General features: G+C 54.5%; 9 protein-coding genes. 1 reads left to right on the top strand and 8 read right to left on the bottom strand.

Annotated elements, in window-relative coordinates; all coding sequences use genetic code 11:
- Positions 1 to 236: 236 nt before the first annotated feature.
- The 8 genes from carB to ribF form a co-directional block, all read right to left on the bottom strand.
- Positions 237 to 3,464, bottom strand: coding sequence for a carbamoyl-phosphate synthase large subunit (carB, locus tag AC6I77_RS02920; protein ID WP_003854816.1), 3,228 nt, complete (start codon positions 3,462 to 3,464; stop codon positions 237 to 239).
- Positions 3,465 to 3,478: 14 nt separating this feature from the next.
- A complete protein-coding gene (gene carA / locus AC6I77_RS02915) occupies positions 3,479 to 4,627 on the bottom strand; it encodes a glutamine-hydrolyzing carbamoyl-phosphate synthase small subunit (protein WP_033763250.1) in 1,149 nt (382 codons plus the stop codon).
- Positions 4,628 to 5,096: 469 nt separating this feature from the next.
- Positions 5,097 to 5,912, bottom strand: a complete 816-nt coding sequence (gene dapB / locus AC6I77_RS02910; RefSeq protein WP_337028470.1) for a 4-hydroxy-tetrahydrodipicolinate reductase — start codon at positions 5,910 to 5,912, stop codon at positions 5,097 to 5,099.
- Positions 5,913 to 6,134: 222 nt separating this feature from the next.
- The gene (gene ispH, locus AC6I77_RS02905; RefSeq protein WP_003854823.1) at positions 6,135 to 7,088 is read right to left on the bottom strand and encodes a 4-hydroxy-3-methylbut-2-enyl diphosphate reductase; all 954 of its coding nucleotides are present in this window, start codon (positions 7,086 to 7,088) and stop codon (positions 6,135 to 6,137) included.
- A complete protein-coding gene (fkpB, locus tag AC6I77_RS02900; RefSeq protein WP_003854824.1) occupies positions 7,069 to 7,539 on the bottom strand; it encodes an FKBP-type peptidyl-prolyl cis-trans isomerase in 471 nt (156 codons plus the stop codon). The genes ispH and fkpB overlap by 20 nt, the downstream gene beginning before the upstream one ends.
- 3 nt (positions 7,540 to 7,542) lie before the next feature.
- On the bottom strand, positions 7,543 to 8,049 hold the full coding sequence (lspA, locus tag AC6I77_RS02895; protein ID WP_003854827.1) for a signal peptidase II: 507 nt from the start codon (positions 8,047 to 8,049) through the stop codon (positions 7,543 to 7,545).
- Positions 8,049 to 10,865: an isoleucine--tRNA ligase gene (ileS, locus tag AC6I77_RS02890; RefSeq protein WP_003854829.1), complete on the bottom strand. Its 2,817-nt coding sequence runs from the start codon at positions 10,863 to 10,865 to the stop codon at positions 8,049 to 8,051. Before ileS ends, lspA begins: the two co-directional genes overlap by 1 nt.
- Before the next feature lie 29 nt (positions 10,866 to 10,894).
- Positions 10,895 to 11,824: a bifunctional riboflavin kinase/FAD synthetase gene (gene ribF / locus AC6I77_RS02885; RefSeq protein WP_033763252.1), complete on the bottom strand. Its 930-nt coding sequence runs from the start codon at positions 11,822 to 11,824 to the stop codon at positions 10,895 to 10,897.
- A gap of 306 nt (positions 11,825 to 12,130) precedes the next feature.
- On the opposite strand from ribF, the gene rpsT reads away from it, so the two are divergent.
- Positions 12,131 to 12,394: a 30S ribosomal protein S20 gene (rpsT, locus tag AC6I77_RS02880; protein ID WP_008925553.1), complete on the top strand. Its 264-nt coding sequence runs from the start codon at positions 12,131 to 12,133 to the stop codon at positions 12,392 to 12,394.
- The last annotated feature ends 19 nt before the right edge of the window (positions 12,395 to 12,413 follow it).

Here is a 12,413-nt window from a genome sequence, read left to right as displayed (position 1 = left end):
ATTATGTCCTGATACGCTCCAGTGATGAGCGGCAGGCATAGTACTGGCGAAAAATCCGTACAGGAAGTGTTTATATTATAAATTTGTGCGAACCAGCCCCATTCGCACCTAAAGCTAAAAAATTAAGCCAAATCAGTCACTTTAACACAAATCCCAACCCCTTCCCGGACCTGACTTTCAGATTATCGCCAGTGAAAGGGCCAAAAAAAACGGCTCCCGGAGGAGCCGTTTTCACATTACATCGCCTTTATCTGGGCATGCATTTCCTGCACGGAGATAACCTGTTCCGTCGGATCTGCATTCAGCGCCATCGCAGTCGCGAAACCGCCGTTCAGCGTAGTGTCGTAGTGCACTTTATACTGCAGTGCGCTACGGCGAATCAGCTTCGAATCTTCAATCGCCTGACGACCCGCCGTGGTATTCACGATGTAGCTATACTCGCCATTCTTCAGACGGTCCTGAATATGCGGACGACCTTCATGCACCTTGTTAACCAGGCGCGGATTAATGCCCGCCTCGCCCAGTACCACCGCCGTGCCGTGAGTCGCATCCAGTTCAAAACCGAACTTCTGCAGCTTAGCCGCCAGGTCAACGATACGTTTCTTGTCGCCTTCACGCACCGACAACAGCGCACGGCCCGACTTCTTCATATTGCTCTGTGCGCCCAGCATCGCTTTCGAGAACGCCTCAGCGAACGTGCGGCCCACACCCATGACTTCACCGGTAGAGCGCATTTCTGGTCCCAGAATCGGGTCAACGCCCTGGAACTTGTTGAACGGCAGCACCACTTCTTTAACGGAGTAGTAAGGCGGAATCACCTCTTCAGTGACGCCCTGCTCTGCCAGCGTTTTACCTGCCATCACGCGCGCGGCCACTTTCGCCAGCGGTACACCCGTCGCTTTAGAGACGAACGGAACGGTACGCGCCGCACGTGGGTTGACTTCAATCAGGTAGACTTCGTTGTCTTTCACCGCGAACTGGACGTTCATCAGGCCGCGAACATTCAGCTCGAATGCCAGCTTCTCAACCTGCTGGCGCATCACATTCTGAATCTCCTGACTCAGCGTATAGGCCGGCAGTGAACAGGCGGAGTCACCGGAGTGAACACCAGCCTGCTCGATGTGTTCCATGATGCCACCAATCAGCACCCGCTCGCCGTCGCAGATCGCATCCACATCCACTTCGACCGCATCATCCAGGAAGCGATCCAGCAGCACCGGCGCATCGTTGGAAACCGAAACCGCCGTCTGGAAGTAGCGCTTCAGGTCGATTTCATCGTAGACGATCTCCATGGCACGGCCGCCCAGCACATAAGAAGGACGGACCACCAGCGGATAACCCAGGCCAGCAGCTTTCTCCACCGCCTGCTCCAGCGTCGCGACGGTGGCGTTAGCCGGTTGCTTCAGATTCAGGCGATCAACCGCCTGCTGGAAACGTTCACGGTCTTCAGCACGGTCAATGGAATCCGGGCTGGTGCCGATAACCGGTACGCCTGCGGCTTCCAGCGCACGCGCCAGTTTCAGCGGGGTCTGACCGCCATACTGCACGATCACGCCTTTTGGCTGCTCGATGCGCACAATCTCCAGCACATCTTCCAGCGTAACCGGCTCGAAGTAGAGGCGATCGGAGGTGTCGTAGTCGGTCGAAACGGTTTCCGGGTTACAGTTAACCATAATGGTCTGGTAGCCATCTTCACGCAGCGCCAGTGCGGCGTGAACGCAGCAGTAGTCGAATTCAATACCCTGCCCGATACGGTTGGGTCCACCACCCAGAATCATGATTTTTTCACGATCCGGACTCGGATTGGCTTCGCACTCTTCTTCATAGGTGGAGTACATGTAGGCCGTGTCCGTCGCGAACTCTGCGGCACAGGTATCTACGCGCTTGTAAACCGGGTGCAGATTAAACTGCTGACGCAGCTTGCGGATTTCGCTCTCCGCCACACCCGCCAGCGTCGCCAGCCGTGCATCGGCAAAGCCTTTACGCTTCAGCGTGCGCAGGAAATTCGCATCCAGGCTATTAACGCCTTCGCGGGCGACCTGATCTTCCAGTTTAACCAGCTCTTCAATCTGCACCAGGAACCAGCGGTCAATGTTGGTCAGATTGAACACGCCATCGACGGACATGCCTGCACGGAAAGCATCGGCGATATACCAGATACGGTCTGAACCGGCATCTTTCAGCTCACGACGGATGCGGGTTAACGCTTCCGGGTCATCGAGGTGCACTTTCGGGTCGAAGCCGTTAGCGCCTACTTCCAGGCCGCGCAGCGCTTTCTGCATGGACTCCTGGAAGGTACGGCCAATCGCCATCACTTCGCCGACCGACTTCATCTGCGTGGTCAGGCGATCGTTGGCACCGGCAAATTTTTCGAAGTTGAAACGTGGGATCTTGGTAACAACGTAGTCGATTGAAGGCTCGAACGAGGCAGGCGTTAAACCGCCGGTGATATCGTTCATCAGCTCGTCGAGGGTATAGCCAACCGCCAGTTTGGCCGCCACTTTAGCAATCGGGAAGCCGGTCGCTTTTGACGCCAGCGCTGAGGAGCGTGACACGCGCGGGTTCATCTCGATGACAATCAGACGGCCATCTTTCGGGTTAACGGAGAACTGCACGTTGGAGCCGCCAGTTTCAACACCGATCTCACGCAGTACCGCCAGCGAGGCGTTACGCATGATCTGATACTCTTTGTCAGTCAGCGTCTGGGCAGGCGCTACCGTGATGGAGTCACCGGTGTGAATCCCCATTGCGTCGAAGTTTTCGATTGAGCAGACGATGATGCAGTTATCGTTTTTATCGCGCACCACTTCCATCTCATACTCTTTCCAGCCAATCAGCGACTCATCAATCAGCAACTCATTGGTGGGAGAGAGGTCGAGACCGCGTTCACAAATCTCTTCAAACTCTTCGCGGTTGTAAGCGATGCCGCCACCGGTGCCGCCCATGGTAAAGGAAGGACGGATAATGCACGGGAAGCCAACATCTTCTGCCACGGCCAGCGCTTCTTCCATAGTGTGTGCGATGCCGGAACGCGCCGTATCCAGACCAATGCTTTTCATCGCCACGTCGAAACGACGACGATCTTCTGCTTTGTCGATCGCATCAGCAGTCGCACCAATCATGGTGACGCCAAACTCTTCCAGCACGCCATGACGTTCCAGCTCCAGCGCACAGTTCAGCGCCGTCTGTCCGCCCATGGTGGGCAGTACTGCATCCGGGCGCTCTTTTTCGATGATTTTGCGCACCACTTCCCAGTGAATCGGCTCAATGTAGGTCGCATCAGCCATTTCCGGGTCAGTCATGATCGTCGCCGGGTTGGAGTTCACCAGAATGACGCGGTAACCCTCTTCACGCAGCGCTTTACACGCCTGCGCACCGGAATAGTCAAATTCGCAGGCCTGGCCGATCACAATCGGACCGGCACCAAGAATCAGGATGGATTTTAGGTCTGTACGTTTTGGCATGAATTAGCTCCTGATTACTTCGCTTGCAGACGGAATGCGTCAATCAATTCAATAAAGTGGTCAAACAGCGGCGCAGCATCACCCGGACCCGGGCTGGCTTCCGGGTGACCCTGGAAGCTGAATGCTGGCTTGTCAGTGCGATGGATGCCCTGCACGGTTTTATCGAACAACGAAATGTGGGTCACACGCAGGTTCGCTGGCAGATTGTTCTCGTCGACCGCAAAACCGTGGTTCTGCGCGGTGATCATCACGCGGTTATTTTCGAGATCTTTCACCGGATGGTTACCACCATGGTGGCCGAGTTTCATCTTCACGGTTTTAGCACCGCTGGCCAGCGCCAGCAGCTGATGACCCAGGCAGATACCGAACACCGGAATCTCTGTCTTCAGGAAGTCCTGAATCGCGCTGATCGCGTAGTCGCACGGCTCCGGGTCACCAGGACCGTTGGAGAGGAAAATGCCATCCGGATTCAGCTTCAGCACCTCTTCAGCTGGCGTCTGTGCCGGAACCACAGTCAGACGGCAGCCGCGATCGACCAGCATACGCAGAATGTTGCGCTTGGCGCCGTAGTCATAAGCCACCACGTGATATGGCAGCGACTCCGCAGCAGCCTGCTCTGGCAGACCTGCGTCCAGTGTCCAGCTGCCCTGCTGCCAGCTGTAAGTCTCAGTGGTGCAGACCTCTTTCGCCAGATCCATTCCTTTCAGTCCCGGGAATGCCTGGGCCTTTTGCAGCGCCAGTGCGGCATCCGGATTGTCGCCGGCAATAATGCAGCCGTTCTGCGCCCCTTTCTCACGCAGCAAGCGCGTCAGCTTGCGGGTATCGATATCGGCAATCGCCACAATGTTGTTGCGCTGCAGGTAGGCCGACAGGCCTTCTTCGCTACGGAAGTTGCTGGCAATCAGCGGCAGGTCACGAATAACCAGGCCCTGCGCATGAATCTGGCTGGATTCTTCGTCGGCGGCATTGGCACCGACATTACCGATATGGGGATAAGTGAGAGTAACGATTTGGCGGGAATAGGAAGGATCAGTGAGGATTTCTTGATAGCCGGTCATTGAAGTGTTGAAAACGACTTCTCCCACTGCCGATCCTGTTGCCCCGATGGCCCGACCGTGGAATTGGGTTCCGTCTTCCAGAACCAGGATTGCTGACTTTATCAAAACATCCTCCAGGGAATAAACAGTCAATATATCTGCATATTAATTCAAAATAGCCGCCTGAATCAATGCAAAAACCGCCTGAATTGTCGATTTTTGGCAAATTGCGCGCATTCTAATGACAGCCCTGGTCATTGTCTACCCTGCAGCGGGATTTTTTCACACTTATCTGCCTTATGAGGTAAAAAACAGGTATGAGCGGCAAAAAGAGAGGAAAACCCGGCAGAATAATCGTTTGCCAGGCGACATAAAAACGAAACCGGCGTAAGCGGCCCCTTATTTTTGACCAAATGGTCAAAAACGGCGTCCATCAGGGAAAATAAATGAAGAAAAGACAGAAAAACAACAACCAGAAAGTAATTTTAAATCAGAATGGCGATTTTAAGATAAAATTAAGGGCAATGAAAACATTGCCCCTTTTCAATCAAGGTATTAACGATTGAAATAACCACATCACGATGGTTCACAACACTCACAACATCGACAAATCCAGCACGTCACGCATATCAAACAAACCAGATCTCTTATCTTTTAGCCATAAAGCTGACTTAACGGCGCCATTTGCAAAGGTCATGCGACTTGAGGCCTTGTGGGTAATCTCTACACGCTCACCGATATCTGCAAACATCGCCGTATGCTCACCCACGATGTCACCCGCGCGAACCGTAGCAAAACCAATGGTCTGTGGCTGGCGTTCACCGGTGTAGCCTTCACGCGTATAAACCGCATGCTCGTCCAGTTTCCACTGCATGGCATCGGCTATCGCCTCACCCATCGCCAGTGCGGTGCCAGACGGCGCATCTACTTTATGACGATGATGTGCTTCGACAATTTCAATATCCGCATATTCACCCATGACTTTGGCAGCCTTCTCCAGCAGCTTCAGCACCAGATTAACCCCCACGCTGAAGTTAGCGGCAAAGACAATGGCGATATCTTCCGCCGCCGCGCGAATGGCTGCTTTGCCTGCCTCATCAAAACCGGTGGTGCCAATCACCATCGCTTTTCCGTGCTCACGGCAGATCGCCATATACTCCAGCGTGCCTTCCGGACGGGTGAAGTCGATCAGCACATCAAAGTCGTTAGTCACCGCGAGTAAATCGTCAGCGATGAGGATGCCATTCTTTCCGATGCCCGCTAATTCACCAGCGTCGCTGCCGATCAGCGATGAGCCTGGACGTGCCAGTGCCGCACCCAGCTCAACGCCTTCTGCCTGCTGCGTCGCCAGAATCAGATTACGGCCCATACGGCCCGGCGCGCCCACAATAGCAATGCGGATAGTGTTCATATTTATTCATTCCTAAAACAAAACTATGCATCCAAAGCGTCATCAGGTTAACGGTGAGTTAACAGTCACGCCACTAATAATCCATGATAATAAGAATTTTATGCCAGCCGCCTGTGATTATCAGTAAAAGCAATCATCGCAGTGAACAACGGCATTTCAGCCGGGCTATAAAAACAAAAAAGACCGAACAGAGTCGGCCTTTTTAGCAGTCATATCGAAGCATTACTGCACGTTACGTACGTCGACGCGCAGCTCTTTAGGCACTTCAAAAACAATATTCTCTTCACGGCCAATCAGCTCAATCGCCGCTTCGCCGCCCAGCTCACGTAACCGCTGGATCACCTGCTGCACCAGAATATCGGGGGCTGAAGCACCTGCGGTAACGCCGATGCAGGCCACGCCTTTTACCCACTCTTCCTGTATATCATCGGCAGAATCGATCAGCTTCGCCAGTTTACCGGCACGCTGTGCCAGCTCGGCCAGACGGTTAGAGTTCGAGGAGTTTTTCGAACCCACCACCAGCACCACTTCCGCATCTTTCGCCAGTGTACGAACGGCTTCCTGACGGTTGGTGGTGGCGTAGCAGATATCATCTTTACGCGGCCCGATGATCGCCGGGAAACGCTGACGCAGGGCATCAATGATGTCTGAAGTGTCATCCACAGAAAGCGTGGTCTGCGTCATGAAGCTCAGATTGTTTTCGTCTTTGACGGTCAGTCTGAAGACATCTTCCGGCGACTCCACCAGATACATGCCACCATTGGGGTTGTTGTATTGCCCCATGGTGCCTTCAACTTCCGGATGACCCGCGTGACCAATCAGAATCGCTTCCACGCCTTTACGGCTGGCGCGTGCGACTTCCATATGAACTTTGGTGACCAGCGGACAGGTAGCATCGAACAGCATGGTCAGATTGCGCGCTTTAGCTTCGGCACGCACCGCCTGTGAAACCCCGTGCGCGGAGAAGATCAGAATGGCGTTATCCGGCACTTCGCTGATCTCTTCAATAAAGATGGCACCGCGCTCACGCAGGCTGTTCACCACGTAACGGTTATGCACCACTTCGTGACGGACATAGATGGGCGCGCCATACATCTCCAGCGCGCGCTCAACAATACTGATGGCGCGATCAACGCCAGCGCAGAAGCCGCGCGGATTAGCTAACAGGATTTGCATCGTTCGTCTCCAGTGCCGGATCGATTTCCAGCACTTCTACATCAAACTGAATACGGCGACCCGCCAGCGGATGGTTGAAATCGACGGTGATAGAATCACCGGAGACTTCGCGGATCACGCCTGGCATTTCACTGCCGCCCATGCCGCTGAACAGCATGATGGCACCCACTTCCGGTTCGCCTGCATCAATAAAGTCCCGACGCGAGAAATACTGGATCAGGTCAGGGCTGACGCCACCAAAGGCATCTTCCGGTTCCAGAGTAAACTGTTTAGTCTGACCCGCTTTCAGCCCCAGCAATGCCTGCTCAAGCGCTGCAGAGAGGCTGCCATCACCAAGACGGAACAGCGCGGGCTTGCCGTTTGCACGGGTCGATTCCGCCGTCGAGCCATCTTCAAGCTTCAGCGTAAAATGCACCAACACCGCGCTTTCGCGCTGCACGAACTCAGTCATCACTTACCCTTTCTGTTTAGCCTGTTTGCCGTTCGGGCTGAAAAAGCCCTCCAGCACCACCAGTGCAGCCCCAATACAGATGCCGCAGTCAGCGATATTAAATGTAGCGAAGTGCCAGTTACCGACATAAAAATCGATAAAATCGACCACAAAGCCATGGTACGAGCGATCAAACAAATTGCCGATCGCGCCGCCAATGATCAGAGCATAGGCGATATTGGCCATCTTCTGACTGGCATGATTGCGATACATCATCACCACCAGTGAGATCACGATAGCCAGCGCGATACCCGCAAAGAACCAGCGCTGCCAGCCGCCTTTGTCCGCCAGGAAACTGAACGCCGCGCCATAGTTGTGCGCATAGAACAGGTTCAGGTAGGGCATCAGCGGCTGGGTTTCATGCAGCATCATGTTGTTCATCACCCACTGCTTACTGGCGAAGTCGACAACAATCACCACCAGCACCAGCCACAGCCAGCGCAATCCGGTTGATAAAATAGGTTTACGCATCAGGCAAATTCACGCTGTTCGCCGTCACCGGCTACGTTAGTGTAACAACGACCACAGACCTCAGCATGCTCAGGATTCTGTCCGACGTCGGTAGTGTAATGCCAGCAGCGCTGACATTTCTCGCCTTCCGCCTTGTGCAGCGCGATTTTCAGACCTTTCAGCAGTTCACTCTGCTGCGCTTCATCGTTCGCCAGCGCGTAATCCGCCACCTGTGCGCCAGAAGTCAGCAGCACAAAACGCAGCTCATTACCCAGCGCATGCAGTTTAGCGGCCAGCTCCGGATCGGCATACAGCGTGACCGTTGCTTCCAGTGCACCACCGATACGTTTATCCGCACGTGCCTGCTCGATCACCTTGTTCACTTCGCCACGCACTTTCAGCAGCTCGGCCCAGTAGGCATCATTCAGCGCTTCATCTTCCGCCAGGCCAAACAGACCCTGATACCACTCTTCGGTGAAGACATACTGCGCACGTTCGCCTGGCAGATAGCCCCAGATCTCATCCGCTGTAAAGGACATGATCGGTGCCATCCAGCGCACCAGCGCTTCGACGATGTGCCACAGCGCGGTCTGGCAGCTGCGACGCGCCAGGCCATCACCTTTCGCGGTGTACTGACGATCCTTGATAATATCGAGATAGAAGCTGCCCATCTCAATCGAACAGAACTGCATCAGACGCTGGATCACTTCATGGAAATCGTAGTTCTCGTATGAGGCAACGATATCAGCCTGTGCCGCCTGTGCGCGACCCACTGCCCAGCGATCGACCACGACCATCTCTTCCGGTTTCACCAGATCGGTGACCGGGTTGAAGCCGCTAAGGTTAGCCAGCAGGAAACGCGCGGTGTTACGGATGCGACGATAGGCATCGGCAGAGCGCTTGAGGATCTCATCGGAGACCGCCATTTCACCCGAGTAGTCGGTTGAGGCCACCCACAGACGCAGAATATCGGCGCCCAGTTTGTTCATCACATCCTGCGGCGCGACCGTGTTGCCGATTGATTTCGACATTTTACGGCCCTGACCATCCACGGTGAAACCGTGCGTCAGTACCTGACGATAAGGCGCTTGGCCCTTCATTGCCGTGGAGATCATCAGCGAGGACATAAACCAGCCGCGATGCTGATCGGATCCTTCCAGATAGAGGTCTGGCGCATGTCCGCCAAATTCCGGACGCGCATCCACTACAGAATAGCTGGTTGAGCCGGAGTCAAACCATACATCCAGCGTATCCGGCACTTTAACGTAGTGATCGGCGTCGTCGCCCATCAGTTCACGCGGGTCAAGATCCCACCAGGCCTGAATACCTTCCTGCTCAACACGCTGCGCCACTTTCTCCATCAGCGCCAGCGTGTCAGGGTGCAGCTCTTCGCTCTCTTTGTGAACGAACAGCGCCATCGGTACGCCCCAGGTACGCTGACGAGAGATACACCAGTCAGGACGGTTCGCCACCATCGATTCGATACGCGCCTGGCCCCAGTCCGGGATCCACTGCACGCCTTTGATCTCTTTCAGCGACTGCGCACGCAATCCTTTCTGATCCATGCTGATGAACCACTGCGGCGTGGCGCGGAAGATGATCGGCGTTTTATGGCGCCAGCAGTGCGGGTAGCTGTGCAGCAGTTTCTCAACGTGCAGCAGCGCGCCTTTCTCTTTCAGCAGCTCAACGATCATGTCGTTGGCTTTAAAGACATTGACCCCATCCAGCGTCGGATACGTGCCTGGCAGATAGGCGCCATCCGGTCCTACCGGATTCGCGGTTTCGATGCCATATTTCTGGCCAATAACATAGTCATCCGGGCCGTGGCCTGGCGCGGTGTGAACGGCACCGGTACCCGCGTCCAGGGTCACGTGCTCGCCCAGTACGACCAGCGACTCAAGCGCCAGGAACGGATGCTGGAACTTCTGCAGCTCCAGCGCAGCGCCCTGACATTCGCCCAGCACCTGCCATTCGCTGACACCGGCGCGCTTCATGACGCTTTCCACCAGCTCTTTCGCCAGGATCAGGGCGCGGCCGTCGATCTGGATCAGCTGGTATTCAAATTCAGGATGCAGGGAGATCGCGCGGTTAGCCGGTAATGTCCACGGCGTCGTGGTCCAGATAACCAGTGAGATCGGGCCATTAACCTGGGATACGCCGAACGCCCCACGCACCGCGGCGGTATCGACGGCATTAAACATCACATCAATCGACGGTGACGTTTTGTCGTAATATTCCACTTCCGCTTCTGCCAGGGCAGAACGGCAATCCAGGCACCAGTGCACCGGCTTCGCGCCTTTGTGCAGATGGCCATTACCGATGATTTTACCCAGCGCACGAATGATGTTGGCTTCGGTACCAAAATCCATGGTCAGGTAAGGACGATCCCAGTCGCCCAGCACGCCCAGACGGATAAAGTCCGCTTTCTGGCCTTCAACCTGTTCAGCAGCATATTTGCGGCATGCGGCACGAAATTCCGCGGCGGTGACTTTCTCGCCTGGCTTGCCGATCATCTGCTCAACTTTGTGTTCGATTGGCAGACCGTGGCAGTCCCAGCCGGGCACATACGGCGAGTCATAACCCGCCATGCCTTTCGACTTAACGATAATGTCTTTCAGAATCTTGTTAACGGAGTGACCAATATGAATGCTGCCGTTCGCATAAGGAGGGCCATCATGCAGGATAAAGGTTTTTTTCCCTTTTTTGGCTTCGCGGATGATGCCGTACAGGTTGTCGGCATACCAGCGTTGCAACATTCCCGGTTCGCGTTTGGCCAGATCGCCACGCATCGGGAATCCCGTTTCCGGCAAATTCAGGGTAGATTTATAGTCACTCATCAGATTCTCGATTCCGTTTTTCGCTCAGGTTAAAGCAGCCCAAAGAACTGCCGGGCCGTTACCACATCGTTCGCAATTTGTTCTTTCAACGCCTCCAGTGAGGCAAAGCGCTGCTCGTTTCGTATTTTCTGTTTCAGCACCACATCAATGTGACGACCATAGAGATCGATATTGATGTCGAGCAGGTGAACTTCAAGCTGCTGGCGTAAACCTTTTACGGTCGGACGGGTGCCGATATTAGCAACACCCGGCAGTGGCTCGGGCGTCAGACCCTGTACCTCCACGGCATACACTCCTTTCACCGGCGTGACGCTGCGGCGTAAAGGGAGGTTCGCAGTCGGGAAACCCAGCGTGCGTCCCAGTGCATCACCGTGCACGACGCGGCCGGAAATAGTGAAGGGATGACCTAACAGCGACTGCGCCAGTGCTAAATCATCCGCAGCCAGCGCCTGACGCACGGCAGTGCTGCTGATTCGCTTACCACCGTCACAGAAGGTTTCGGTGCTGACGACCTCAAAGCCATACTCCACACCGGCTTTCTGTAATAACAGGAAATCCCCCTGGCGACCAGCGCCGAAGCGGAAATCATCACCTACCGCAAGGTACTTTACATCCAGCTTGTCGACTAACAGGTCACTGATAAAGCGCTGTGCAGACAAGGCCGCAAAGCGACGATCAAACCGCACGCACAACACTTTATCCACACCCGCTTCCGCCATATAGCGCAGTTTTTCACGCAGGCGTGTCAGGCGCGCCGGGGCTTTATCGCCGGCAAACAGCTCCAGCGGCTGTGGCTCAAACACCATCACCACGACGGGCAGATGACGCTTACGTCCCTCTTCACACAGTCGCGACAGCAGCGCCTGATGCCCGCGATGTACACCATCGAAATTACCAATGGTCAGAACGCAGCCGCGATGCTGCTCGTTAAGATTATGAATACCGCGGATAAACTTCATGGCTGGCCCAAACCGGTGGAAATCGGCGGATTATACCCTTGAAAGCGACTCAGGTTAACCCGTCTGCACGCCTTTCATGCTTTAGCGGCTGCATTTCCTGTTGCAGATGTGCATGTTAAGAATTTTGTCGCTAAATACTGTATTCAGTGAGGGGAAGCTGGTAGAATCTTGCGCCATCAAATACGTAATCGAGTGCCGTTCTTAGAGCGACGCTTATTTGCACAAATCCATTGACAAAATCAGGTTAGAAGGGCATAGTCCTCGGCCTTTGATTTGTCTCTATAGAACACATTTGGGAGTTGGACCTTGGCTAATATCAAATCAGCTAAGAAACGCGCCGTAACATCTGAGAAACGCCGTAAGCATAACGCTAGCCGCCGCTCAATGATGCGTACCTTCGTTAAGAAAGTATACGCGGCGATCGCTTCAGGCGACAAAGCTGCTGCGCAGAACGCATTCAATGAAATGCAACCACTTGTGGATCGTCAGGCCGCTAAAGGTCTGATCCACAAAAACAAAGCTGCACGTTATAAATCTAACCTGACTGCACAGATCAACAAACTGGCTTAATCGCCGCTTGTTAATCGCT

Source organism: Pantoea sp. X-Soil-ISGK-259, assembly GCF_059730705.1.
The sequence above is the reverse complement of the archived record's forward strand: the minus strand, read 5'-3'. Positions and strand labels throughout refer to the sequence as shown.